Source organism: Chryseobacterium phosphatilyticum, from assembly GCF_002899825.2.
Taxonomy (GTDB): Bacteria; Bacteroidota; Bacteroidia; order Flavobacteriales; family Weeksellaceae; genus Chryseobacterium; species Chryseobacterium phosphatilyticum.
On record NZ_PPED02000007.1, the window covers coordinates 107,954 to 133,642 of the forward strand.

At 36.2% G+C, this 25,689-nt stretch carries 31 protein-coding genes; 11 read left to right on the top strand and 20 right to left on the bottom strand.

Going from position 1 to position 25,689, the window contains the following annotated elements:
- The first annotated feature begins 2 nt into the window (after positions 1 to 2).
- Positions 3 to 410 (top strand): thioredoxin fold domain-containing protein, encoded by a 408-nt coding sequence (locus tag C1631_RS21840; protein ID WP_228441426.1) that lies wholly within the window; start codon positions 3 to 5, stop codon positions 408 to 410.
- Positions 411 to 534: 124 nt separating this feature from the next.
- Here the strand turns inward: C1631_RS21840 and C1631_RS21845 are convergent, their stop codons facing one another.
- Positions 535 to 1,011 carry a cupin domain-containing protein gene (locus C1631_RS21845; protein ID WP_109714206.1) on the bottom strand — a complete coding sequence of 159 codons (477 nt, stop codon included), beginning with the start codon at positions 1,009 to 1,011 and terminating at the stop codon, positions 535 to 537.
- A 3-nt stretch (positions 1,012 to 1,014) separates the two neighbouring features.
- Complete coding sequence (locus tag C1631_RS21850) at positions 1,015 to 2,004, bottom strand: NADP-dependent oxidoreductase (protein ID WP_103248081.1); 990 nt, start codon at positions 2,002 to 2,004, stop codon at positions 1,015 to 1,017.
- Between the two features lie 128 nt (positions 2,005 to 2,132).
- Here C1631_RS21850 and C1631_RS21855 point away from each other — a divergent pair, with 128 nt between their 5' ends.
- A complete protein-coding gene (locus C1631_RS21855) occupies positions 2,133 to 2,522 on the top strand; it encodes a winged helix-turn-helix transcriptional regulator (RefSeq protein WP_103248082.1) in 390 nt (129 codons plus the stop codon).
- Positions 2,523 to 2,580: 58 nt separating this feature from the next.
- Here the strand turns inward: C1631_RS21855 and C1631_RS21860 are convergent, their stop codons facing one another.
- The 4 genes from C1631_RS21860 to C1631_RS21875 all read right to left on the bottom strand — a co-directional run bounded on the left by C1631_RS21860 (position 2,581) and on the right by C1631_RS21875 (position 6,428).
- Complete coding sequence (locus C1631_RS21860; protein WP_103248079.1) at positions 2,581 to 3,435, bottom strand: glycine betaine ABC transporter substrate-binding protein; 855 nt, start codon at positions 3,433 to 3,435, stop codon at positions 2,581 to 2,583.
- A 1-nt stretch (position 3,436) separates the two neighbouring features.
- Positions 3,437 to 4,264, bottom strand: coding sequence for an ABC transporter permease (locus tag C1631_RS21865; protein ID WP_109714208.1), 828 nt, complete (start codon positions 4,262 to 4,264; stop codon positions 3,437 to 3,439).
- 1 nt (position 4,265) lies between these two features.
- Positions 4,266 to 5,516 (bottom strand): quaternary amine ABC transporter ATP-binding protein, encoded by a 1,251-nt coding sequence (locus tag C1631_RS21870; protein WP_103249059.1) that lies wholly within the window; start codon positions 5,514 to 5,516, stop codon positions 4,266 to 4,268.
- Positions 5,517 to 6,062: 546 nt separating this feature from the next.
- Positions 6,063 to 6,428, bottom strand: coding sequence for a DUF1304 domain-containing protein (locus tag C1631_RS21875; protein ID WP_109714210.1), 366 nt, complete (start codon positions 6,426 to 6,428; stop codon positions 6,063 to 6,065).
- Positions 6,429 to 6,494: 66 nt separating this feature from the next.
- On the opposite strand from C1631_RS21875, the gene C1631_RS21880 reads away from it, so the two are divergent.
- The 3 genes from C1631_RS21880 (at position 6,495) to C1631_RS21890 (ending at position 8,013) form a co-directional block, all read left to right on the top strand.
- Complete coding sequence (locus tag C1631_RS21880; RefSeq protein WP_109714212.1) at positions 6,495 to 7,067, top strand: Crp/Fnr family transcriptional regulator; 573 nt, start codon at positions 6,495 to 6,497, stop codon at positions 7,065 to 7,067.
- Between the two features lie 63 nt (positions 7,068 to 7,130).
- Positions 7,131 to 7,562, top strand: coding sequence for a DoxX family protein (locus tag C1631_RS21885; RefSeq protein WP_228441428.1), 432 nt, complete (start codon positions 7,131 to 7,133; stop codon positions 7,560 to 7,562).
- Positions 7,563 to 7,569: 7 nt separating this feature from the next.
- Positions 7,570 to 8,013: a carboxymuconolactone decarboxylase family protein gene (locus C1631_RS21890; RefSeq protein WP_103249057.1), complete on the top strand. Its 444-nt coding sequence runs from the start codon at positions 7,570 to 7,572 to the stop codon at positions 8,011 to 8,013.
- A 225-nt stretch (positions 8,014 to 8,238) separates the two neighbouring features.
- On the opposite strand, the gene C1631_RS21895 is transcribed toward C1631_RS21890, so the two are convergent.
- The 7 genes from C1631_RS21895 to C1631_RS21925 form a co-directional block, all read right to left on the bottom strand.
- Positions 8,239 to 8,727 (bottom strand): VOC family protein, encoded by a 489-nt coding sequence (locus C1631_RS21895; RefSeq protein ID WP_109714216.1) that lies wholly within the window; start codon positions 8,725 to 8,727, stop codon positions 8,239 to 8,241.
- A gap of 87 nt (positions 8,728 to 8,814) precedes the next feature.
- Complete coding sequence (locus C1631_RS21900) at positions 8,815 to 9,783, bottom strand: cyclase family protein (RefSeq protein ID WP_103249255.1); 969 nt, start codon at positions 9,781 to 9,783, stop codon at positions 8,815 to 8,817.
- 205 nt (positions 9,784 to 9,988) lie between these two features.
- Positions 9,989 to 10,972 (bottom strand): aldo/keto reductase, encoded by a 984-nt coding sequence (locus tag C1631_RS21905; RefSeq protein WP_103249254.1) that lies wholly within the window; start codon positions 10,970 to 10,972, stop codon positions 9,989 to 9,991.
- Positions 10,973 to 11,079: 107 nt separating this feature from the next.
- Complete coding sequence (locus C1631_RS21910; RefSeq protein WP_228441430.1) at positions 11,080 to 11,832, bottom strand: type 1 glutamine amidotransferase domain-containing protein; 753 nt, start codon at positions 11,830 to 11,832, stop codon at positions 11,080 to 11,082.
- A 2-nt stretch (positions 11,833 to 11,834) separates the two neighbouring features.
- Positions 11,835 to 12,122: a putative quinol monooxygenase gene (locus C1631_RS21915; RefSeq protein ID WP_103249257.1), complete on the bottom strand. Its 288-nt coding sequence runs from the start codon at positions 12,120 to 12,122 to the stop codon at positions 11,835 to 11,837.
- Between the two features lies 1 nt (position 12,123).
- Entirely contained in the window at positions 12,124 to 13,008 is an 885-nt protein-coding gene (locus C1631_RS21920; protein ID WP_109714218.1) for an NAD-dependent epimerase/dehydratase family protein, read from the bottom strand.
- Positions 13,005 to 13,622, bottom strand: coding sequence for an NAD(P)H-dependent oxidoreductase (locus C1631_RS21925; RefSeq protein WP_109714220.1), 618 nt, complete (start codon positions 13,620 to 13,622; stop codon positions 13,005 to 13,007). Before C1631_RS21925 ends, C1631_RS21920 begins: the two co-directional genes overlap by 4 nt.
- 378 nt (positions 13,623 to 14,000) lie before the next feature.
- Here C1631_RS21925 and C1631_RS21930 point away from each other — a divergent pair, with 378 nt between their 5' ends.
- Together C1631_RS21930 and C1631_RS21935 are read left to right on the top strand one after the other, a co-directional pair.
- Positions 14,001 to 14,747, top strand: coding sequence for a metallophosphoesterase family protein (locus C1631_RS21930; RefSeq protein ID WP_109714222.1), 747 nt, complete (start codon positions 14,001 to 14,003; stop codon positions 14,745 to 14,747).
- 40 nt (positions 14,748 to 14,787) lie between these two features.
- The gene (locus C1631_RS21935) at positions 14,788 to 15,684 is read left to right on the top strand and encodes a LysR family transcriptional regulator (RefSeq protein WP_103249919.1); all 897 of its coding nucleotides are present in this window, start codon (positions 14,788 to 14,790) and stop codon (positions 15,682 to 15,684) included.
- Here the strand turns inward: C1631_RS21935 and C1631_RS21940 are convergent.
- Positions 15,661 to 16,128, bottom strand: a complete 468-nt coding sequence (locus tag C1631_RS21940) for a GNAT family N-acetyltransferase (protein WP_109714224.1) — start codon at positions 16,126 to 16,128, stop codon at positions 15,661 to 15,663. The two genes, C1631_RS21935 and C1631_RS21940, sit on opposite strands and share 24 nt — an antisense overlap.
- A gap of 318 nt (positions 16,129 to 16,446) precedes the next feature.
- On the opposite strand from C1631_RS21940, the gene C1631_RS21945 reads away from it, so the two are divergent.
- The 3 genes from C1631_RS21945 (at position 16,447) to C1631_RS21955 (ending at position 19,046) form a co-directional block, all read left to right on the top strand.
- The gene (locus C1631_RS21945; protein WP_109714226.1) at positions 16,447 to 17,322 is read left to right on the top strand and encodes an aldo/keto reductase; all 876 of its coding nucleotides are present in this window, start codon (positions 16,447 to 16,449) and stop codon (positions 17,320 to 17,322) included.
- Between the two features lie 171 nt (positions 17,323 to 17,493).
- Positions 17,494 to 18,555 (top strand): NAD(P)H-dependent flavin oxidoreductase, encoded by a 1,062-nt coding sequence (locus C1631_RS21950; RefSeq protein ID WP_103249440.1) that lies wholly within the window; start codon positions 17,494 to 17,496, stop codon positions 18,553 to 18,555.
- Between the two features lie 47 nt (positions 18,556 to 18,602).
- Positions 18,603 to 19,046, top strand: coding sequence for a lipocalin family protein (locus tag C1631_RS21955; RefSeq protein WP_109714228.1), 444 nt, complete (start codon positions 18,603 to 18,605; stop codon positions 19,044 to 19,046).
- A gap of 126 nt (positions 19,047 to 19,172) precedes the next feature.
- Here C1631_RS21955 and C1631_RS21960 read toward each other — a convergent pair whose 3' ends face one another.
- The 6 genes from C1631_RS21960 to C1631_RS21985 all read right to left on the bottom strand — a co-directional run bounded on the left by C1631_RS21960 (position 19,173) and on the right by C1631_RS21985 (position 24,423).
- A complete protein-coding gene (locus C1631_RS21960) occupies positions 19,173 to 19,964 on the bottom strand; it encodes a C-type lectin domain-containing protein (protein WP_103249438.1) in 792 nt (263 codons plus the stop codon).
- A gap of 11 nt (positions 19,965 to 19,975) precedes the next feature.
- Positions 19,976 to 20,767 carry a C-type lectin domain-containing protein gene (locus tag C1631_RS21965; protein WP_109714230.1) on the bottom strand — a complete coding sequence of 264 codons (792 nt, stop codon included), beginning with the start codon at positions 20,765 to 20,767 and terminating at the stop codon, positions 19,976 to 19,978.
- 402 nt (positions 20,768 to 21,169) lie between these two features.
- The gene (locus tag C1631_RS21970; RefSeq protein WP_103248122.1) at positions 21,170 to 22,507 is read right to left on the bottom strand and encodes a UDP-N-acetylmuramate--L-alanine ligase; all 1,338 of its coding nucleotides are present in this window, start codon (positions 22,505 to 22,507) and stop codon (positions 21,170 to 21,172) included.
- 6 nt (positions 22,508 to 22,513) lie between these two features.
- Positions 22,514 to 22,951 (bottom strand): hypothetical protein, encoded by a 438-nt coding sequence (locus tag C1631_RS21975; RefSeq protein WP_103248121.1) that lies wholly within the window; start codon positions 22,949 to 22,951, stop codon positions 22,514 to 22,516.
- Positions 22,952 to 22,959: 8 nt separating this feature from the next.
- Entirely contained in the window at positions 22,960 to 23,766 is an 807-nt protein-coding gene (locus C1631_RS21980) for a lysophospholipid acyltransferase family protein (protein WP_027373814.1), read from the bottom strand.
- Between the two features lie 27 nt (positions 23,767 to 23,793).
- Positions 23,794 to 24,423, bottom strand: a complete 630-nt coding sequence (locus C1631_RS21985; protein ID WP_103248120.1) for an NUDIX hydrolase — start codon at positions 24,421 to 24,423, stop codon at positions 23,794 to 23,796.
- Between the two features lie 367 nt (positions 24,424 to 24,790).
- Between C1631_RS21985 and C1631_RS21990 the strand changes: the two genes are divergently transcribed.
- Positions 24,791 to 25,609, top strand: a complete 819-nt coding sequence (locus C1631_RS21990) for a hypothetical protein (RefSeq protein WP_103248119.1) — start codon at positions 24,791 to 24,793, stop codon at positions 25,607 to 25,609.
- Positions 25,610 to 25,689 lie beyond the last annotated feature (80 nt).

Genomic DNA, 25,689 nt, shown 5'->3' on the forward strand with positions numbered 1-25,689 from the left:
AGATGAAGACAGGCACTTTTTCTGATCTGGAGGTTTTGCAAAGAGAAAATTCAAAGCCTGTTATTATTCATCTTTATACGGACTGGTGTGCCATCTGTAAGATTGAATCCTTTCGTCTGAATAAAGATAAAGAATTGGTCAAAATGATCAACGACGATTTTTATTTTGTCAATTTTGAGGCAGAAAAGACAAAAGAGAAAATCCACTTTCAGAATCAGGAATTTGAATATTTACAGAATGGGAATTCCGGAATTCATGAATTGGCGCTGGCTTTGTCGAAGAATAAAAATCAGCCTGTTTATCCTTTATGGGTGTTCCTGGATAAGCATCAGAATCTGGTATACTATCAGGAGGGGCAGATTACCCCTGAAAGAATGAAGCAGAAGCTGTTGGAAATTTCTGCTTTGTAAGGTGTTTGTTGAGCAAAGGCAAAAGGGCATAATTTTTTTCTCTTTTTAGGTTTTGGCTAAAGCCAATGAATTTGCTTATTGAAAAAGCGGACTAAAGTCCGCTCCTATTGAATTTTTATTATAATTAATCTTTAATTTCTGCATCTATGAGAACTGCCAGCTGAATGCAAGGCTGATCAGAACGGTTACTCCATGCGTGATTCGTTCCTCTTTGAATAACGATGTCTCCCGGTTTCAGAAGCGTTTCGCCTTCTTCCATAATGAGGTAAAGCTCACCGGAAAGGATAATGATGTAATCCAGTGTTGAGGTCTGATGCATCATCGGATGAGGTTCATTTTTTTTCCATTCTATTTCTAAATCTTTATCGGGCGGAACTACTACATATCGAAAATAAGTGCCATTTTCAGGTGTCTGAGGAAATCCGGTGTTGGGAATTCTGGTCTCAAATTCCAGGCTGGCCGGCATTGTCTGAGTGTTCCATACATCTGAAATGATGAGTCCGGGAAAATGTTCCACTGCGTTTTCTACCTGTTGGTCTTCTATAATGGTGGATTTTCCGTTTTTAAATCCTGTTACGATTCGTCTTGGTATTTTGTTCATTGCTTAATGTTTCATGATCAATTTATGACCTTGAGTCTGATTATTTTTTAACATAGAATGAGCTTGCAGAACGGTATCTAAAGAAAGGTTTCCGATTACTTTATGCTGAGGAGGAAGAATAATGCCGTTTTCAATAAGTCTTTTTATTTCAAGTAAGCTGTTTTTATAATACTCATACTTTTTAGCCATTCCATAAGTATAATTGGAGATATTCATAATTAGTGTTCCTTTGTTGAAAAGGATTTCATGAGCTTCCTTAGTCACTAAAGCAGTGACATCCACATATGTTCCATTAATGTTTAAAACTTCCGCTGTTACTTCAGACATGTAGTTTCCTACCAGATCAATTCCAAATTCAAAAGATTGATTATTATTGGCTTTTAAAATATTCTCAATAAGATTTTTTTCTCTGTAATTGATGATTTGATAATCTTTTAATCCCATATTGAGAAGAATCTGTCTGTTTTCTTCACTGCCAACAGTTGCTGTGATCTGTCTGATATTATGAGCCAGTAAGAGTTTAAGCAGAAAAGAACCAACCCCTCCGGTAGCACCCGTTATAAGGATGGTGTTTTCTGGTTTTAGTTTCAAACGGGTAAAGATTTGTAAAGAAGTAAGTCCAACTGAAGGTATGGAGGCCGCCTGTTCAAACGAAATATTTTTTGGTTTAAAAGAAACAATACTTTCAGGCACAGAAATATATTCAGCATAAGTGCCGTTACTTCCCATGGAACCGCTGCCGCAATATACCTCATCACCAATATTGAACTGTGTAACTTCGGAACCTTTGCCAACAATGATTCCTGATAGTTCTCTCCCTAATATGGGGGAACTGATTAGCTTTCTTTCCAGTTCATTTTCCAGCATCTGATAATCTATAGGATTGAAACCACTTGCTTTGATCTGGATTAAAACTTCATTGTTTTTGGGTTTGGGTTGTTCTGTAAATCGATCTTCCAGTGTTCCGTTTTTATTTAAAATAACTGCTTTCATACTTAGATATTTGTATTTGGAAATCATATGATTTCATTTGTTTAATCTGATACACAAATGTAAATACGGAATAGTTTATATTTGCTACTAGTTAACTAATGGTAACTAGTTACCTTCATGAAACTATTATGGCAAAAATCATTGAAAACGGCATCGAAAGAGAAGCAAGTTGTACAGAAGAGCTATTCGCAATGCGAGACAGTCTGGATGTCCTGGGCGGGAAATGGAAACTGATGATTTTGCGGTACCTGACGAACAGACCGGACCAGATGATTCATTTTAAAAAGCTGGAACGTGGTATTGAAGGAATCTCTGCAAAAATGCTGAGCAAAGAATTAAAAGAGCTGGAAATCAATCTTCTGATTACAAGAACTATTCAGGATACAAAACCCATTACCGTAACCTATGCGGTCACCGAATACGGAAAATCAGTTTTTCCGGTAACTGAAACATTGGTCAACTGGGGGATACTTCATCGGGAAAAGATCAAAGAATCGATGAATTCTTCAGATCTATAGATGAAAAATCCTCATACCCGTGTAGAGTTGAGGATTTTAAATAATACCAAATTGTTTATTAATTTTTATCTAACCATGATTGTATCAGTTCAGAGTGCTCTTCCACCCATTCTTTGGCAGTAGTTTCTTTATTTTTACTCTGTTCCATTTTCATTAAAAGATCAGACATATTTTTATCATCAAAATGAAGTTTGGAAAAGAATTTAGCCAGTTCCGGATGATCTTTTCCAAAGCTTTTTCTGGAATAGGTTTTAATTTGTTCTGCTTCACCAAATATCTTTTTGGGATCTTCAAGGAACTTAAGTTTCATTTTGCCAAACATCCAGTGAGGCTGCCATCCGGTTACGACAATCCATTCTTTACGTTGTATGGCATTCTGCAATTCGGTGATCATGGCAATGGTAGAGGAGTTGATTTGTTTATAGTTCAGTTTATAATCAATAATGGCTTTATCTGTTCCGGTTGTTAATCCTGCTCCTTTTTCAATTCCAATGATTCTGTGACTGAATTGCTCCTGATGTTGATTCAGTTCTTCTATAGACTGAACAGGGACGTATTCCGGAACGACCAATCCTATACGGCCGTTGTCGTAGTTGGTTCCAAGATGGGTTAATCCCGGAAACTTAGCTAGTTTTTTAGCATGGGTGTAAGGGAGCCATACTCCCATGAAAAGGTCTGTATCTTCATTATTCATGGATGCCAGAATCATATCTGTAGATGCTTTCTGGATAATCACATGATACCCTTGTTGGTCCAAAATGGCTTTAGCAACGTGTGTCATGGCCACATCTTCAGCCCAGCCATCGACCATCCCTATGGTGATATATTTGGAGTTTTTTATATTTCCACATGAATTTAATATAGTAATTACCAACATTAAAACGGGAAAAAATAGATATTTTAATTGTTTCATCTTATTGTTTTTTCTTTACGAATCCTTGAGTAATCCGGTCGAGGATAATGGCTAAAATCACAACGGATAATCCACTTTCAAATCCTAATCCGATATCCAGATTATTAATTCCTTCCAGAACTTTTTCACCTAAACCACCTGCAGCAATCATTCCGGCAATAACAACCATAGATAAGGATAATAGTATGGTTTGATTAATTCCTGTTAAGATCGTTTTCATAGCTAAAGGAAGTTCTACTTTAAACAGAATCTGGCGATTGGTTGCTCCAAAAGCTCTGGCTGCTTCTACGATATCTTTCGGAACGGCTTCAATTCCCAATGTCGTTAATCGTACAGCAGGTGGCATGGCAAAAATAATCGTTGCAAAAGCACCGGGCACTTTACCAATACTGAAAAACAATACTGCAGGAATCAGGTAGACAAATGCGGGCATTGTCTGCATCAAATCTAGTAAAGGACGAATGATTTTATCAGCTATTTTACTTTTGGCAGCGAAAATTCCTAGAGGGATAGATATGACAAGGGCAGTAATCGTGGCTACAAAAATAAGAGCCAGAGTTTCCATCGTCTCTTTCCATAATCCCATTAAAAATATTAAACTCAGCCCGGCTGCAGTCACAATAGCGATACCTTTTCCGGCTTTCCATAATGCCAGTAAAGTAAAAAAGAGAATAATAACATAAAAAGGTGTGTTTACCAAAACCCATTCAATCCCCATAATAGAAGAGTTTCCTACGTGTTTTATGACATCAAATACAGGTTTTCCATTTTCTGTGAGCCAATTGATTGCAGTTTCTACATATTGACCTATATCTATAGTTTTATTCATCTTATTGATTGTTTGCGATTTCTTTTAATTCAATGATCTCTTCTTCGTTAAACTTAGTAGCTTCTATGATGAGAGAGAGTTGTGTGATAAGACCTAAAAATTTATTGTTTTCATCTACCACGGCGATGGCTGATTTATTTCCGGAAATTAACGGTAACATTTCTTCTACAGTGACTTCAGGATATACTGAAGGGACATTGCTGTTGATAATCGATTCTACTGTAGGTTCTTTCTTTTTGGCAATCCGGACAACATCATTAAGTGTCACAAAGCCGAGAAATTTATTTTGAAAATCTACAACGGGTAAGTTTTCCAGCCCTGTTGTTCTCATTTTTCTTAAAGCGCCTTCGGGGCCATCTTTTCTGAAACGCACTACAGTAGCTTTGTCAAACATCAAAGATCTGGCAGTGATAATTGTTTTGCGATCTACTTTCTCTACAAAGGCTTTTACGTAGTCGCTTGCAGGATTAGTTAAAATATCTTCGGCTGTTCCTATCTGTTCGATGACCCCATCTTTCATAATGACGATACGGTCTCCGATTTTAATGGCTTCGTCCAGATCGTGAGTAATGAAAACAATGGTTTTTTGTAAGGTATTCTGCAGTTCAAGCATCTGATCCTGCATTTCAGATTTTATCAAAGGGTCCAGTGCGGAGAAAGCTTCATCCATAAGCAGGACTTCAGGGTCATTAGCCAGGGCTCTTGCCAATCCTACTCTCTGCTGCATCCCTCCTGAAAGCTGGGACGGATACTGATTTTCGAAACCATTTAAACCTACAATATCCAGTGCTTTCTGCGCTTTTTCATCACGGGAAGCTTTGTTTTCTCCTCTGATTTCCAGTCCGAAACCGGCATTATCTAAAATAGTATGATGGGGTAGCAACCCAAACTTCTGAAATACCATACTCATTTCCGTTCTTCTTACTTCCAGAAGTTCTTTATTGTTTTTACCGGTAATATCATCGTCATTGATGTATACTTTTCCGGAGGTGGGTTCATTCAGTCTGTTAAGGCAACGCAGCAGAGTAGATTTTCCACTTCCTGACAGCCCCATGATCACAAAGAATTCTCCTTCATAGATTTCAAAACTTGCTTTGTTGATTCCTACTGTACAGCCTGTTTTCTCAAGAATTTCTTTTTTTGAAAAACCCTGATCTAAAAGTTCCTGTGCTTTTTCTTTGTTTTTACCAAAAATAATAGTCAGATCTTCAACCTTAAGTTTTACTTTTCTACTGTTTTCATTTTTTTCCATATTCAGAATTTTTCAATTAATAAATGATATAAAAAATGGTACGCCAATTCATTATACTCCATTTTATTTTGTTGCTGTGCTGATGACGATAATGCAAAATAATCTGTTGAGCTTCTTATTATGATAGAAGCTTTTTACAAAAAAATAAGAACATACAGACCTTGAGGTCTTATGTTTATTTTTAAATATTTCAATAGATTATACTCTAGAAAAAGAGTGTATCAAGTAAAAAGAACTTAATCTTTTACATAGATTCTACAATTAAATTACTGATGAAGTAATTAAAGATATGTGTACTGAACAACTTGAATTCCTACCTTTCATCAAAATGCAGGCCAGCATAAAAAACCTGTATATCAATTTCTTATGACGGTGCAAATTTACGAATTTTATATTAAATGGATTTTTTGAGACGTAAGGAGCTGGTTTTAAGTCTGATGATAGACTCAGATATTAATACAAATTTAACATCCATTTTTACATAAAAGAGAGGAGGTGTGGTATATTTCTTTTTAAGAAGATTTCTAAAAAACAGGACTGATAAAATTATTTTACTAAAACAGCAATAATGGCCAAAATAGCGGGTAATGCCTGTACGAAGAATATTTTTTTTGTTGCTGAAATAGCTCCGTAGATTCCTGCTACAGCAACACATCCTAAAAAGAATAAAGCAATATTGGTTTGCCATTGGGGATCATTAATCAAAAATGACCAGATCAACCCGGCAGCTAAAAAACCGTTATACAACCCCTGATTAGCAGCCAGCCCTTTGGTTGGCTTAAACATTTCAGCAGGTAAAGCAGCTTTGAATACTTCTTTTCCTTTGGTTTCCCATGCAAACATTTCCATCCAAAGAATATAGATGTGTTCTATTGCGACTAAAGCGATCAAAATTTTTGCAATAATGTCCATGATTTATTGTTTTTTGGAATTGTAAAACTAAAAAAATAAAGTTAAGTTTGAGTATTAATTTGTAAGATGGACTCATTCAAATCACATTTAAATAAATTCATTACCGTAAATGATGAGGAATTTACTTCTATTGTATCCTTTTTTCAGGTTCTTGATGTGAAAAAGAAACATAACCTCGTGCTGGAAGGAGAGGTATGCCGGACTATGTATTTTGTGATGAAAGGGTGTCTGAGAAAGTTCTTTATCAACGAAAAAGGAGTGGAACAAACCACAGAATTTGCTATTGAAAACTGGTGGATTACCGATACATTTGCTTACGAAAGACAGATACCAACAGATTTTTCTATACAGTCTGTAGAGCATTCTTCTATTTTGGTGATTGATCTGGAACGTCAGGAAGAGTTGCTTAAAAAACATCCGGTGATGGAACGTTATTTCCGGATGATTTATCAGCGAGCATATGCCGCATCAGAGAGACGAATACGGTATTTGTATGAAATGTCCCGGGAGGAACTATATCTTCATTTTAGTACATTATATCCTTGGTTTATTCAAAGGATTCCCCAGTATCTGATTGCCTCTTTTTTAAATCTAACGCCGGAATATCTCAGTGAAATCAGAGCTAAATTACGATCTTAAACCAGTTTAAGATTTTTGTCATTTATAATTTGGAAATTTGTCATGTTATTAAAAGCCAATACAATGACAGATCAACAGAATCAATTTCCACAGTTATTTTTAAGATTAGCTTTATCAGTCACCATGCTTTCTGCAGTAGCAGATAGATTTGGGTGGTGGAGTAAGGAAAATTCAGCATGGGGTAATATGATCAATTTTGAAGCATACACAAGAAAACTGACTTTTTTTCTTCCTGAAGCATTAAGTACCTTTTCTGCATATGCAGCAACATTTTTGGAAACTCTTCTTCCTCTGATGCTGATTTTAGGATTTAAAACAAAGATTGCGGCCTATGGAAGCGGCCTTCTTCTATTGATTTTTGCTTTGTCAATGACTGCTGCACTGGGATGTAAAGCCCCGCTTGATTATTCTGTCTGGGTAGGATGTGCAGGTGCATTTTTATTGGCTTCTCAGCAAAAATATTCTTTTAGTATAGATCAATTAATTAAAAAATAATAATATTATGAGCGCAAGATTAAATATTGCAACAGTAGATTCAGCAGCTTACAAAGCAATGATGGGATTAGAAGGATATTTACAGACAACTTCTTTAACTCACATTCAGAAAGAATTAATTAAAATCAGAGCTTCACAGATCAATAAATGTGCTTTTTGCCTTGATATGCACACCAAAGATGCCATTAAGTATGGTGAAACACCTCAAAGAATCTTCATCCTGAACGGATGGACAGAAGCAAAAGAATTTTTTACGGAAGAAGAACAGGTACTTTTGGCAATGACAGAAGAAATTACACTGATCAGTCAAAACGGATTAACTGAAGAAACCTTCCAAAAGGCAAAATCATTTTTTGATGATAATCAGATCGCTCAGATCATTATGGCGATTATTACGATCAATGCATGGAACAGAATTGCAATAAGTACTCATCTTCCGATTGCAAAATAGTGAAGTAAGGAAGCGGGGTGTTGGAAGATGGAAGTTGATGAACCCTGCATAATTTACAGATGTTTACTTTTTATAAAAACGGCCTTTCAGTTTTTGAAAGGCCGTTTTATTATAAAATACAAAGTGAAAAGTTCCCGTTGGTATTAATTCTAAAATAAATCTTAATGGATAATTATTAAGTTTCGTTTTTCGGGATTCCTTGTCGCTTTGTTTTTTTGCAGGGATTTATGGATTCTTTCTCTTGAATGGCCCTTGTGGAGCAATAATCTCAAGATTTGTTCCGTCAGGATCACGGAAATAGGCAACAGCTGTTCCGTATCCGGATTTTAAGCCATCAGCTTCTTCAAAAATGATGGGTTCTCCATCAGGTTCCACACCAATTTCTTTTAATCTTTGCATAGCATCATCAATATTATCTACTTCAAAACACAGGTGCATTGCACTGATCTGGTTATTGGAATATGATGCCTGCTCAGATTCCGGAATTACATATTCTAAGATATCAAGATTCAGATTATCCAGATGAAGATTGGCAAATTTGATTTGGGTGTCATTCAATCCCTGGGTTTTTGCCATTCTTTCTCCTCCGATTACGTCTATATTGGAAACCTTTGTTCCTGTCAATGCCTCATAAAAGGCAATTGATTTCTCTAAATTCTTTACTGTGATTCCAACATGATTGGCACGTGTGAAACCTTTCGTAGTGTTTTCCATTGTTTTAAATTTTGTAATTGGTATGTAAAAGTATCTCAGATTCGGATTATTAAATTACATATAATTCGCGAAACACTGAGAAGGAAATTAGTAAATAGCGACAGGATTCACGTTCACCTGAGTACTTCCTACATATAAAGGCTGTCCCAGAACGAATAAGAATTCCCACACTTTTTGTTTAACCAACGGGCGGCTGTCAATCAGTTCCAGGTTATAGATTCCTTTTTTAGCCAGCATAAATTGGTTGATCGGAAATTCTTCTTTGCTTTTTGGGTTAGGATATACTTCAGAAGCCCACGTATCACCGCCAAAAGCCACGATTCCCTGATCGGCAAGCCATTTTGCGGCATCCATTCCGATTCCCGGTTCTGTTTCCAGAAATTGTTTGTTGTTTTTACCGATGAGTTCAAGCCATCCTGTATTGAAAAGAATGACATCTCCTTTTCTTAAGGTAAGTCCCTGTTTCTTTAAAACAGATTTGATATCTTCTATGGTAAATTCTGTTCCGCCGGGTACAATAGATTTTCCATAATGAGCGGTCATGTCAAGGACTACACCACGGGTAACGAATGGCGGTACTTTTTCAACACCCAGCTTTTTCACCCCTTCTACGGTCACAAAATCTGTGGCTTTGTTTCCGTTGTAGTAAATGTTGTCAATACCAATATGTCCAATACCGTTAAGCTGTGTTCCTACACCTGTCCATCCGTTGACGAGCTCATCATTGAAGGTAAACTTATTAGGGCCTATACTTTTTCCACCTTGTTCTCCGGGCTGAATATTATATAAATTAAAACTTCTGTGCCTGAAAGCCGGAAGATTTTTATCAATAGGAACGGCAAGCGCTAACGTTCTACCTTGTCTTACGAGTCCTAGTGCCTGTTTTACAACTTCCGGTGTCAATAGATTGGCTGCTCCGATTTCGTCCTGCGCTCCATAAGAAGAAGGATACCATGATTGATCTTCCGGATTGACAAGTGTCTGAGCATTTAATGCAATGCTGTTAATAGTCAATAGGGTGGCTAACCCGAACGTTTTGATCAGATTATTTTTCATTTTTTATGAGGTTTGAAGGTTAAGGGAAGGAAGCTGGGAGAGAGAAGTGGGAAGTTGTATGAGTGTGTTGATAATTAGCAGGTTTCTATTGTACTATTCTGCATGTAATAAAGAGATTCCTCCTTCGTCGGAATGGCAATTGAAGTTAAATTGTAAACCGATCCATTGATTATCCGACATCAATAAATTCCAGCTTCCAGCTTTATTATATCTCGCTCAAAGCAGAATTGATGAAGTTCAATTCCTCCGGTGAAAGCTCAATAGACATCGCTTTTGCATTTTCCATGGCTTGTTGTGCATTTCTTGCTCCTGCCAGTACTACTGTAATTGCGGGCTGTAGAGTAGTCCATCTTAGTACCAACTGAGAAAGGGTGGCTCCTTTTTCCTGAGCGACAGGTTCTATTTTTTCCAGGAATGTTTTCACTTTATTCAAATCAAACTGTGAGAAATATCCGTTTCTGTGGTCGTTATCTTTTAATTGGGTTTCCTTGAAATATTTACCGGTCAAAAGACCTCTTTCCATCGGACTGTACACGATAATTCCTGAATTGTTTTCTAAAGAATACGGAATAAGGTCTTTTTCAATGGCGCGGTTTAGCATACTATAAGCAACCTGATTGCTGGCGAGCTTTAAAGTCCTGTTAGCTTCTTCCATTTGTGCAACACTGTAATTACTTACCCCTGCAGCACGGATTTTTCCTTGCTGGATTAATAATTCCATAGCTTCCATTGTTTCACTGATCGGAGTTGTGCTGTCTGGCCAGTGAATTTGTAAAAGATCAATATAGTCTGTCCCTAATCTTTGTAAGCTTTCTTCAACTTCTTTGATGATGTTATCTTTGGAAGCCAATTTATAAACGGGAAGAGTCTTTCCTTCGTCTTCTGCATCAAAGAAAAATTCTCCTTTTCCGTTATTGCTTCCGTCCCATACCAATCCGAATTTTGTTAAAAGCTGGATTTTTGAACGGTCTTTTCCTTTGATAGCTTCACCAATCATTTCTTCACTCAATCCAAAACCATAAAAAGGTGCCGTGTCGATAGAAGTTACTCCGTGATCTAATGATGCATGAATAGAGTTGATAGAGTCTTGCTTTTCATTACCTCCCCACATATTACCTCCGATAGCAAAAGCTCCGTGTGTGATTGTTGATAATTCTAAATCTGTATTTCCTAATTTTCTGTATTCCATTTTGTTTGTTTAAAATATAACCACAAAAGACACAAAAGTGTAAGCATTTTATCCGCCGGCATTTAATTTCATGAACCCTTGTACCTTCCGTGATTAAAGATGATTTGTTATTTATTTAATTCTTTTAAAATAGCTTCTCCAACGCTTTTTGCAGATTGTGGATTTTGTCCTGTGATCACCCTTTGATCAGTTACCACATGATTCTGCCAAAGCCCTGATTTTTCAAATTTTGCGCCTCTTTCTTTCAGTCTATCTTCCAGAAGGAAAGGAACAACATCTGTTAATTTTACTTCAGCTTCCTCTTCATTGGTAAAAGCATTGATTTTTTTTCCGTCTACAAGATATTTTCCGTTATTCAGCCTGATATTGACCAACCCTGCCGGGCCATGACACACCCCTGCAACAATACCTCCGTTTTCATAAATTTTTGAAGCGATATCTGCCAGTTCTGTATTGTCTGCAAAATCCCACATCGCTCCGTGTCCTCCTGCATAAAAAATGGTTGAATATTCTTTTGGATTCACCTGTGACGGTGTCATAGAATGATCAATCTTGTTCTTATATTCTTTGTTTTCCCAGAACTCTTTGTTGACAGGATCTTTCAAGTCAAAACCATCTACCGGAGGAGTCCCGCCCTTTGGGCTTACAAAGTCAATTTCATATCCTGCCTTGTGAAGAACTTCCCATGGATGAGAAACCTCACCCAGATAATATCCGGTATCTTCACCAGTACTGCCTTTTTTATCATGGCTGGTTACGACGAATAAAATTTTCTTTTTCATATTCTTTGATTTTTTGGTTTGTGCCTGAACGAATCCTATCGTGAAGATGGCCAGCATTAGAAACGCTAATTTTTTCATGATTAAATGATATTGGTGATATAAATCTGTGGTTTTTCCTGAAGCTTTTCATCCACCAAAGCCCCGAAGGCCTGAATGTAAGGCTGTTGGTTGTGCTGATCCAATCCTTCTTTACTTTTCCAGATTTCGTAGAAAACAAATTCATTTTTGTCTTCAATTCCCTGATGAAGGCTGTAAAGCTCACAAGCTTCTTCTTTTCTTGTTTCTTTTACCATATTTTGAAGAACTTCCAATACTTCTGTCTGGTGTTCTTCTTTGGCTTTTATAATGGCTGTAAGATGAATTTTCATATTAAATAAAATTTTCAATTGAGTTATAAATTGGTTTCCATTCCAGTTCTGCTCTGGCTTTGTCTGCGCTGCATATACTGTTGGATGCAAAACCGAAATAGCCTCCAGCAGGGCCAAAATTATCAACGGCATCCTGTATCCTTAAAGACTGTGCCGGTTCCAGATTATATTTTTTACTGATGATTTCTGCAATGTTTCTTAAAGATGAAGCACCGTTTTCTGCATAATAGATAGAACCTTCTTTTGCTTTTTCCAAGGCCAGTACATACAGATCTGCCAAATCTTCAATATGTAGGTTAGACCACATATTTTCACCTTCTCCAAAATAAACACCGTGCCCTTTTTTCTGAGAAAAATTAACCAATGCCGGAATCTGGATACTGTCTTTTTTTATTCCCAGACCTTCTCCGTAAACCATGGTAGGAACAATAACGATACTTTTTATACCCTTTTGAACTGATTGAAGAACATAATTGTTGATAAGGACTCTTGATGCCATTTCCAGTCTTGGAGTAAGAGGGAAATCTTCAGTATATACAAAATCACTTCTTTTACCATTTTCTTTACCTCCGAGAATAGCAGATCCGGAAGTGAATATGAATGTCTTATGGCTTCCTTCCATTGCTTTGATAAAATTATCCACAGCATAAGCATCATCTGCAGAATCAGCATTATGAATGACTGCATCAACACCATCAACAGCTGTTTTTATTAAATCTTCATTGTGAATATTTCCAATAATGGTTTTGATTCCCAATGATTCTAATTCCTGTACGTGAGCTTCATTACGAACTAATCCGGTTACTTCATAATTTCTGTCAAGCAGTTTTTTAGCGATACTACCTCCTATATAGCCGGTAATACCGGTGATTAATACTTTTTTCATGATACCAATTGTGGTTTCAGTTCTTTTTCGAATACATTTCTTACATGATCTCTATAAAGCTTCATATCACGTTCTATATTGGCATTTTTCTCCACATCGTGGAAGTGGAAGCTTTCCATCTTTTTTAAAGAAACAAAGGCATTCATTCTATGAAATCCAAATAATGGTCCGTCATCTACGCTTCTTTCACTGAAGAATTCTCCGGGAAGTGTGAAAGCTGTCGCAGGAGCATTCCAGCTTGTTGTCAGCATATATTTTCTTCCTCCAAGCATTCCTCCCGTACCGTAATTGATTTCAGGATTCTCAGCCTTTCTTCCGTCACTCATATAAATTCCTTTGGCATGACCTGCGGTGAAAACTTCATCAATATATTTTTTCAATCCGTTCGGAAGCTGGAACCACCAGATCGGAGTATGATAAATAATGTAATCTGCCCAGACAAACTTTTGCACTTCTTCATGTTTATCATAATTTTCACTTACATTGGTGATCTTAACTTCTACATTCTCAAATTCTTTAAGAACCTCTAATGTGTTTTCTGCAATAGTTTGATTATATTTTCCTCCGGAATGTCCGAAATTCTGTCCTCCGTTGATGATTAGTACTTTTTTCATTTTTTTATGATTGTTTAAATTTTACTCTGCAAAGTTATGGTTGATATTTGTATAATAAAAATAATATAAATTATAAGGAAGTATTATTTTAATTATAGTTTAGGGGTTCAAGGTTTTGGGTTTAAAGTTTAAAGTTGGGAGTGAATGGTCAGTTCGCTTCGCTTGTGAATTTTTTCGTGATTCGGGTTGCGTGATTCGAGGTTATGACAAATTATTTATATATGCTGGTGTTTTCTAACCAGAAGTTAATTATTCGCGATTGACTTTGCGTAGCAAAATTCACCATTGACCATTTCCCTTTTCATGGTAAAATGTCATATCATATCTGACCGGAAATTCCCTTCTGTCGTGTAAATTTGTTTAACAAATTGAAGGACAATGATACAGATAGCTGTTTTTAGTGATGTGCATGGAAATCTTCCTGCCCTGGAAGTAGTGTTGAAGGATATTGAGGAAAGAGGAATCAGGCAGAGATTTTGTTTAGGAGATCTTGTGGATTTTGCCCCCTGGGGAAACGAGGTGATTGAGAAGATCAGAAGTCTGAACATTCCTTGTTTAATGGGAAATCACGATGAGAGAATTGCTTTTGATATTCCTGTTGTCCCTTTATCCAAGCATTCTGAAGAAGAGACTCATGCAAGATTTATAGCAATTGATCATTCTAAAAAACATATTACAGAAGAGAACAAAAAGTTTTTATCAGAGCTGCCTTTTCATTTAAAATTAAACTATAAAGTAGAGAAGAAGCACTGGGATATTCAATTGGTTCATTCCAGTCTATCAAGCAATGATACCTATTTGTATGAATCGGAAAATGATGAGGTTTTTAAGACTATGTTGAAAGAATCTCGATCTGATATCATGGTGATGGGGCATACTCATTTATCATTTAAAAAGCAGTTTGAAAATAAGACATGGGCAATTAATTGTGGCTCCGTAGGCCGCTCCAAAGAAGAAAATAGACTGGCTTCCTATTTGGTACTGACATTAGACGAAGAAAAAATTACTCCTGAAATTGTACAATTACCTTATCCGATTGATGAAACGATCCAACAGATAAGAGAAAGCGGAATTCCGGATTATTATGTTTCCTTTTTAAAGAATGAAAAAGTATCAATATTATAATTATTTTGTAATTTTGCATTATAATATTAATAATTAAGTCATGGTTAATTTAGAATGGTATCGTACTTTTAAAGCGATCTATAAAACCGGGACCTTGACAGGTGCTGCTGATGCTCTATTCATATCACAACCCGGAGTGAGTTTACATTTAAGCTCTCTGGAAGCGTATGTTGGATATAAGCTGTTTGATAGGACGGGAAGAAAAATGATCCCTACAGAAAGAGGAAAAGTATTGTTTAATGCAGTTGCCGAGCCTATTATGAAACTGGAAGATGTAGAAAAGAACTTTCAAAAATCTACTGAGAAACATACCCCAACGATCAGTGTAGGAATGTGTTTTGAGACGTTTCAGACTACTTTGGAGCAATATGTTTCTTCATTGCCTTTTAATCTGATTATCAGTTTTGGAGAATACCCTGAAATGCTGGATCAATTGGACAAAGGGATTCTGGATCTTATCATCACTCCGAAGAAAGGATCTTCACCCAATATCGAACATGAAGCATTTTCTTCCGAACAGATCATTCTGGTAGGAGGGAAGGATGTGGATAAAGCAGCTTTCAATAAAGTATTGAAAACAAAAGATGCAGAACAGATTGAAGATTGGCTGAAGAATGAAAAATGGTACGGGACCACAGGAGATATGGAACATCTTTTCCAGTACTGGATATTGAATTTTGGTCATAAACCCAACTTCCGTCCCAATTACATCGTTCCCAACATGAATTCCATCATCCGTTGTCTGAAGGGAGGAACAGGATTGGCTGTTGTTCCTGATTTTCTATGCAGAAATGATATTGAAAACGGTGATATTCAGCTGATCTGGGAAGGGAAAAAGAAATTTGAAAATACGCTGTATTTCGGATGCCGTAAGAAAACCAATTATCAAACCGAAATTGAACATATCAAAGGATTATTCCGTAAGGTGATGGCTTAATACAACCATATCTTTCATCTGTAAACCGTTTTCATAGATAGGAGTTGGATAGTTTTTAAGAAAAAAATCTTTCAAAACTCCACTTTTGATGAAACCGTTTTTCTCATAAAATCTGATCTGTTGGAATCCTGTATCTGAGGTTCCGACAGTCAGTATTGTATAATGATTTTCTTTTGCAATTCCCTTTGCTTTATTGATGAGTATACTTCCAATCCCTTTACTTCTGTATTTTTCAATTACTGCCACATTTTTAATTTCCAGTTCGGTAGATGAGTTTTTGTATAGAGCCATAACGGCTATATTCTCTGTTCCGTTATATAGCAGATAAATGTCACATTTGAAAATGTATTGATTAATGGCTTCGGTTGTCTCATCGGCTAATAACAGCAATTCATAAGGTATCTTAGAATCTTTGGTGATTTTATTAAAAGTATATTGTTCCATCTACAAAGTCGTATGAATTATGGGGTAATCAGAAGTATTGATAATACTGATTGGTTTTGACTGATTTTAAGTTTTTACAAAAATAATGAAAATACATTGATTGCCAGCTACATTAGGATGAAGCGCTTTCCGGAACTCATCAGCAGTATCAAATTGTCGAAAATCTTTGATTTTCTTGTGCCCTGAAAGCAGCCTATTTGGAAACACTCATTAAATAATAATTTTTTAACGGCAACAGTAAAATTGGTAAGCAGTAGTTTCAATTTTTTGTCGCAAATTTGTTTAAACACTTTATATTAATAACTAAAATAAAGATTTATGCAAAAGAAAACTTATACAGGGCAGCCTGTAGTGACTTTAAATAATGGAGTAGATATTCCGGCTCTGGGATTTGGAGTATGGCAGATGGAGGATTTGAAAGAATGTGAGAATGCAGTAATCAAGGCTATCCAGACCGGATACAGAATGATAGATACTGCAGCTATTTATCAAAACGAAACAGCTGTAGGTGCTGCAGTAAAAAATAGTGGCGTAAACAGAGATGATCTGTTTATTACTTCAAAAGTTTGGGTTCAGGATCATGGGTATGAAAAGGCGAAAAGTGCTTTTCAGAGAACATTGGATCGATTACAAATGGACTATCTTGATATGTATCTTATCCACTGGCCCTATGGGGATTTCCTGGGAACATGGAAAGCATTGGAAGAATTACATCAGGAAGGAAAGATCAAAGCAATAGGAGTATGTAACTTTACCATCGAAAAGCTGGATGAATTACAAGCCAACTCTATGGTTTTACCTGTAATCAATCAGATTGAGCTACATCCTGTTTTCCAGCAAAAAGAATTACAGGTTTATGACAGGCAAAATAATATTATCACACAACCCTGGAGCCCGCTTGGGAATGGGAATGCGAATCTTTTAAACAATGCTGATCTGAAAGCTATTGCTGAGAAATATGGTAAAACAGTGGCTCAGGTAATTTTAAGATGGCATTTACAAGAAGGATTTGTGGTCATTCCGAAATCAGTAACCCCTTCGAGAATTGAAGAAAATTTCAATGTATTTGATTTTGAATTAACGGAGGATGAAATGAATATCGTCCGTTCTTTGGATACGGGAAAAAGACTATTTTTTGATCCTAAAGATCCGGACTGGGAACAGAAAATGTTGAAGTCTGTAGCAGATATTTAAAAAAAAGATTAAAATATTTCCTATAAACCCCACAAATTTCACGGATTACAAATTTGATTTATCTGTGAAATCTGTGGGAATTTTATTTTCTGTTTATGAGTGAGCAATATCATATTGTATTGAAATTGAAACACTCTTATTTTTTGTACCTTTTTATTAAAATACTTTTTTATGTTTTGGCCAGATATAATCAGTAAAAAATTAGGAGTGAAATATCCTATTATACAAGCTCCAATGTTCGGAGTGAGTACAGTACGGATGGTTGCTGCTGCAGCCCAAGCAGATTGTTTGGGATCTTTGGCATTAGCTGATCTTTCAGCAGACCAATCTGGAGAGCTTATCAGAGAAACGAAGAAACTTACAAATAAACCTTTTGCCGCAAATATTTTTGCACATCACATTCCTGAAGTGACAAATGCTTTAAAAGAAAAATTTGTTGAAACCAGAAAATTTTTAGAACAACTGGCGAGAGAAAATAATATTGATGTCAAGCTTCCTGATCTTGAAAATATAAAGACGAATAGTTATCATGACCAAATAGATGTTATCATCGAGGAAAATTGTAAAATTGTAAGTTTTACGTTTGGCAATCTGGATGAGAAAGGTATTCAAAAGCTGAAGGAAAATGGAATCTTGTTAATTGGCACTTGTACCTCAGTGAAAGAGGCTGTACTTCTTGAAAAATCAGGAATTGACATGATTTGTGTTCAGGGAACGGAAGCGGGAGGACACAGAGGAACTTTTGATCCTGATCATGTCCCGCAAATTGGAGGGTTATCTTTACTATCACAAGTTTATGATCATGTAAGAGTTCCTTTGATATATGCAGGAGGAATTTACAATGCAAAAACATTGCTGGCTGTAAAGGAGCTGGGAGCACAAGCTTTTCAGGTGGGTAATCTTTTACTGGCTTCTGAGGAAAGCGCTTTAGAGCCTTTTGAAAAAGAAAGACTTAAAAGGGTAAAAGAAGAAGAAGTTATTTTAACAAAGAGTTTTTCAGGACGTTATGCAAGAGGAGTAAAGAATAAATATATAGAATTAGTGGAAGATTCTGAATATATTCTTCCATACCCTTATCAGAATAAATTGACAAATGGATTACGAAAAGCTGCTAAAGAGCAGCATAATATTGACTTTGTAGGTTTATGGGCCGGGCAATCTATTCATGACTACAGCATGAAGTCTACAGAAGAAATCCTGAGAAATCTCATTATCCAGGTAGAGGAAAACTAGCCGAAAATCCCCTACCTTTGGGATTCAAATGTAAATTTAAATTAACCATGAAAAAATTATTTCTTTCTTTTGCTGTATTCTCAGCAATAGCATCATGTAGCAATGATAATGATCATAATGAACAAAGAGAATCTATTGAAGGAAACTGGAAAGTTCAGAAAGCAGAAATCTTTGTACAAGGAACTAATAAGACCACCATTTTTCTGCCCCAGGGATGCGAAGCAGAAAACACGTTGGAGTTTGATGGAATCAATCAGGTAGCTGTCAATTATGAGCTTAAAAATAATGTTTGTTCTCCGAAAGCCAATTCCATACAGTATAATTATGATAAATCTTCCAGAGTTATTTATTACAATACGGAAAATGGTCAGTATAGTTACAAAATTACCTTATTAACAAAAACTGATATGGTTATTGAAAATGATAAGTATGGAGTTGATGACAACGGAAATACAAAAATTTTCAAAAGGTATTATAAGAAAATTAAATAGTTAAAAAAACCACCTTTCAATGTGTGAATGGTGGTTTTTTTTTTATTGTAACTTGTATATCATTATACAAGTTTGAAGATATTAACAAAATTTTGATGAAGATGAGACTAATGTTATCGCCCAATATTATTCATTGAATTCCAGAATAAGTTGATTCATTGCTGAGCCGGTGAAAGTTGTTGTTGTTCCGTTTAAATCATTCCACCTTCTTTCTGTATTTCCGGCAGCGTTGTATATATGAGTAGACCCTTCAGTTCCTCCCGAATTATTAGGTTCCCCTGTTGCAAACCAATTTTCTGTGGTTGCAGGGTTGGTAGACCAATTCATTCTGAACTCTTCTCCGGTAATCCATTGAAGTCTGTCCGGGTTACCAGGCCTTTGAATTTTATTAAAACCAATCCATATATTGTTGGTTAAATTATATCCTGTTCCTGAAGCTACGATATTGGTTGCCACCCAGATTCTTTCCGCATCATTAGGCATGGTAACCAAATAACCTCCCATTTGCTTTCCAAAGCTGTATGCATTGAACCAATTGACCCCTTGTGACAGCTGATAAGCACAATAGGTGTGATTATTTCCTGTCCACTTCTTGCAACCGACTTCTGTAGCAGTTCCGCCTCCCGGTACAGAACCTGGTGGCTGTGGTCTTGTAGCTACTGGTTTTGGATCATATCCCAATATAGAATTATTGAATCCTGATGATGTTCCGCCACTAAGATCACTTCTGGAAACTTTTCTCACATTTCCATTGGCATCAGTAGAAAGTATATCATCAGCTGCTACCCCTTGAGGTAAAGTACGGGTCCTTAATTCCCCATTGATATCAAGCGTTTTTGTAGGAACGGTTGTATTAATTCCAACTTGAGCATTTGCAAAATAAGGTAAGATAATGAATATTAAAATTGATTTTTTCATAAGAGGTTTTATTATTCATTAAATTCAATAATAAGCTGATTCATGGAAATACTGGAGTTCGCAGTCAATGTACCGTTTAAATCATTCCATTTTCTTTCCGCATTTACGCTGCCTGCAAATATGTGTGTCGCTCCTTCAACGCCTCCTGAGTTGTTAGGCTCTCCGGGATTAAACCAGTTTTCTGTGGTGGCAGGATTGGTAGACCAGTTGATTCTAAACTCTTCACCTGTAATCCATTGAAGCTGATCCGGATTTCCCGGTCTCTGAATTTTATTAAAGCCAATCCATACATTGTTGGCTAAGTTATAACCTGTTCCTGAAGCTACGATATTGGAATTAACCCAGATTCTCTCGGCATCATTAGGCATGGTAACCAGATATCCTCCCATTTGTTTTCCAAAACTGAATGCATTGAACCAGTTGATTGCTTGTGAAAGTTGATAGGCACAATACGTGTGATTATTACCTGACCATTTTTTGCAGCCCAATTCTGTTGCGGTACCTCCTCCCGGTACTGATCCTGGCGGTTGTGGTCTTGTAGCGACCGGCTTAGGATCATATCCAAGGATAGAGTTATTAAATCCTGATGAAGATCCACCATTGAGATCACTTCTGGACACTTTTCTCACGTTTCCGTTGACATCAGCAGAAAGAATATCATCAGTGGAAGCTCCGGGATTTAAAGTCCGGATTCTTAGTTCTCCATTGATGTCAAGTGATTTTGTAGGTGTTGGGGTATTAATACCAACTTGTGCATGTATCACGTAAGGCAAGCCAATTAAAAAATAGAGTGCTTTTTTCATTTATTATGTTTTTTTGTTTTACCAAATCTATAAAATTATTTTTGAATTATGCTTATTTAAGTAATTGATTTTCATTGTGTTGAGTATTTTCATTTAAGTGTTTTTTCATCAATAAACTATAAATTTTAAAAATAATTAGTGTATATTTTGTTTTTTGTGAAATAAATTCAATATAAAAACTTTATGATTAGGATGTATTTCTTTATGATTTGCCGAAAATATTTTATATTGGGCATCTATTATTGATTAAGTTGTAATACTCATTCGTGTGAAAAATGATCTTATAAGAAACAGATAAAAACTAAAAACCCTTTCAGTTCAGGCTGAAAGGGTTTTAATTTTTTATTTGGAACAAATGATAAAACAGATTTTATCATCTATTATTTATTAACGATGGTAAAATTATTTTGTGAGATCCAGTCCTCCAAAATTACCGGAGCTCATCATCAGGTATACGCCATTTGTTTTATCTAAGGTGTTCCAGAATGCATGAAGGTCTTCGGCATTGGTGAAAACTTTTAAATTTTCATTTTTAAACTTTTCTTTAATAAATTCCGGAGAGATCGGTTCCATTCTTTTGATTTTTAATGCATCTTCAGAATAGAAAACTATTGCTTCATCCAATCCGTTCATAGCATGATCGTACTGCTCTAAGAAAGCTGGATTCAAGCTGGAATAGGTATGGAGTTCCAGAAACCCGTATTTCTTTTCGCTCTTAAATTGCTCTACAAACGCTTTCACGGCAGCTTTTACTTTACTTGGAGCATGAGCAAAGTCTTTGTAAAGGATTCCTTTATCCTCTCTCTCTACCTTTTCAAGCCGTTTTGAAGCCCCTTTAAAGCTCATGATCGCTTCATAGAAGTCCTCATCCATGATTCCCAACTGTCGGCAGATATGCCTTGCTCCTTCAAGATTCAGTAGGTTGTGTGCTCCAAAAACAGAAAGAGGAACATCTCCCATTTCAGTTTTTAAATATACTTTTCCATTGTTTATCTCATATTCAGGAGTTTTGTAAGGAATTTTTCTGAAATAGTTTTCAGCATTTTCTACTACTTTTACTACTTCAGGATCTTCTTCATTGTAAACCAGAACTCCTCCTGCGGTAATGCTTGCTACAAATCTTCTGAATTGTTCAATATAATCATCAAACGTTTTGAAAACATTGATATGATCCCAGGCGATCCCGCTCATTAAAGCGATATTGGGTTGATATAATAAAAATTTTGAACGCAAATCGATAGGAGAGGAAAGGTATTCATCCCCTTCCAATACCATAAAATCATTATCCTGAGTCAGTTTAACCATACAATCAAAACCTTCCAGTTGTGCCCCTACCATGAAATCAACATCTTTCTGATGAAAGTTTAACACATGCAGAATCATAGAAGTGATGGTTGTCTTGCCATGAGATCCTGCAATGACTACTCTGGTTTTGTTTTTGGACTGCTCGTATAAAAATTCCGGGTAGGAATATATTTTTAACCCTAATTCTTTTGCTTTTGCCAACTCAGGATTGTCCTGGTGAGCATGCATCCCCAGAATGACTGCATCAATATCCGGACTGATTTTTTCGGGAAACCAACCCATCTCCTGAGGCAGTATTCCTTTTTTTTCCAGTCTTGATTTTGAGGGCTCAAAAATAGCATCATCTGAACCGGTTACCTGATATCCTTTATCTTTTAATGCAATGGCAAGGTTATGCATGGCGCTTCCGCCAATGGCAATGAAGTGGGTTTTCAATTGTATTTACTGTTTTTTAACATTAGTATTAATAATCTGTTGGAAAGCCTCAAGAATATTATTCCAGTTGGTCTGATAATTTGGAGTAATCAGACTTGCATCTGATTTACTGCCCTCGTTGATTCCTTTTTTGATGTTGATAGAAGTTGAAACGTTGTCGTAAAGTTTTTTACGGTCTTCCTGTATTCTTCTGAAGTTATTTTGTGAAAGAACCTGATCCAGTTTCTTTAAATCTTCATTTGAAATCTTAAAATCCTGTTTATATTTCTTTCCCTGACCTTCAAAAGAGTAATGTACATTGTTGTCTTTTATCAGCAGGTTTTCATATACAGGGGCATAGCCTCCACTTTTCGAATAGCTGATGTCGAAATCCGAATACACTTTCTGGCTGTTGCACGAAACTAATACTATGATAGCGAATAAGATTCCTATTATTCTTTTCATAATTTTACTTAATTATTTGAGTCCTTTTGTTCTAATTTTTTAGCTTTAAGTTCTTCATCATAACTGTGTAATACATTGAAATCTTCAGTCTGCTCAATGGCAGTCATGATTTTCAATAGAATCTCCGGTGCTTTTTCATTATCATAATCGATATCCAGGGGAGCTTTGAATTCCATGGTAGGTTTCACACCGGTTACCTTCACACGAAGTCCTTTTTTATCGAAAGCCCTTCTGAATCCATTGATTTTGATCGGGATTACAATCGGGCGTTGATTTTTCACTAATTTTGCCGTTCCTCTTCGTCCCTGAGCAAACGCAGATGTTGTGCCTTGTGGGAAAGTGGCTACCCATCCATTGTCCAGAGCCTTCATGATATTGTCTACTTCACTCATATCAACCATTCTGTTGACATTTTTACCCTCAGCTCTCCATGTTCTTTTCACTGTTACGGCGCCTGCGATTTTGAATATTTTTGGCAAAATACCTTTATTCATTGTTTCTTCAGCTGCTACATAGTAAAAATCAATCTTTGGGTTCAGTAGGTAAATCGGATTTTTAATGGTATTTAAATATCCATTGTTTACTGCACAGAAAGCATGGTACATTGCTGCTACATCCGCAAAGTAGGTTTGATGGTTGGATACAAAAAGCACATTAGAATCCGGAAGATCTACAAGGTGTTCTGTACCGGTTATTTTCAATTTATTAAAGCCATTGAATCGTCTGTAGGACACAAGCCCTAAAATGAAAATAATTAACCTTTTTAAAAAATAAGGTGTTCCGAATGCATCGGTGAAAATATTTTTCTTCGCCATCTCTCAATTAAACACGGTAGTGCAAAGTTACATTTTTTTCAGCAACTGACTGAATTCACTTAATATCATTGCTGTGGCGCCCCAGATAATGTATCCATTGAAATTAATGACAGGAACTTCTTTATCTCCTGCGCTTGGTAGTGCCATAATTTCTGGAGTATCCGACAGATTTAAAAAAGAAGTAATGGGAAATTCAATAACCTCTACGGCTTCACTTTGCTGAAGAATAAAAGCCGGATTCTTTTTAGTATATGAAATGTACGGATATACATAGAAATTGCTTGGTGGGATATATATGGGAGACATTTCCCTGATAATTCTTACATAATGTTTATCTATGCCTATTTCTTCTGAAGTTTCACGAATTGCCGTTTCTGCAAAATCCTTATCCATTTCCTCGCGTTTTCCACCGGGTAAAGAAATCTGACCACTGTGTCTGTCATGTTCATTAATCGTTCTTTGGATCAATGGGAAATACCATTCGTTATCTTTCAGGTATAATACAATATTAACAGCTGCAAACTTGGGATTTTTTGTCAGCACTTCATCATATGTAAAAACAGGACGGTAGGGAGGTGAGAATACTCCGTGAGCATATTCTCCCGGCAGTTCTACACTTTTTATTTGTCTCAATAAATCTTTTCCAAAATTTTCCATGATTCAAATTTAATAATATATCTTGAAGAAACGGGGAGCTTAACATTAATTAACCTATATGTAGACTTTTGCTGGTGGTAAGAACGACTGAAAGATTAAAAGTAGGTAAATCGTCAATTTTTGATTTACAAAAAGACTGGTGGATTGATATGGATATAGAAATTGATAAGCATAACAAATTAAGGATTTGTCAATCTGCAAATACCGTATTTTCCCGTAACTGAAAGCCGTGATTTATCAAATACCATAAACAGTGAGTCTACATACTGTAAACCATGATTTTAAAAATTTACACTTTGGCGGTGGTTTTTCATTTTGTCCTGGAATATACCTTTGCTCTACTATTAACCAATTAATTTTTACTACAATGAAAAATTTACTTACAGGTGTTTTTACACTATTGGCAATGAGTTTTGGTTTTGCTCAATTTAATATTGACGTAACTTCTCAGACTGGAAACTTAAATGCTGCAACTGTGGATCAAACCGGTCTTTTAAACATTAATACTCTGACTCAAAATGGAAACCGTAATATGGCAGACATTGATCAGGTGGGAGTTTTAAATGTTAATACAGCTGAAAGTATTGGAAACAGAAATTCAATTGATGTAGATCAGATGGGGTTGGCAAACTCTAATGATGTAAGTCAGCTAGGAAACAGAAACGCTGCAACAACCTGGCAGCTTGGAGCTTTTAATGCTACTGAACAAACTCAGATCGGAAGACGAAATGAAGCATCTTCAGTACAGATTGGTGTCGCAAATGAAGTAGTCCAATATCAGGATGGAAGAAGAAATGATGCTTCTGCTACTCAATTGGGGTACAGAAATGCAAGCGCCCAGGTGCAGTTGGGAAGAAGAAATGATGCTGTTGGCCTTCAGGTGGGTAATGATAACCTGTTGGTTCAATATCAGGTAGGTAATGATAATAGTGCAAATAATACCCAGGCAGGTAATAATAATATTGCAGCATCTGTTCAACTTGGAAATGATAATACCTCTATAGGAATACAAGCCGGAAATAGCAATCAATTGTATCAGCTTCAAGTGGGGGATTCCAATACTGCGATGGATATTCAGATAGGAAATAATAACTACAGCTGGGTATCTCAGACAGGGGATTCTCATTTTCACTTAGGAACTCAAGTCGGAAACGGAAACTCAATGATAGTGACTCAATCCAACTAACTTAGTCAACATACTGTAAACCTTAAAACTGAAGGAGAAACTGCAGGTTTCTCCTTTTTGTTCTTCAACAGGAATTACAA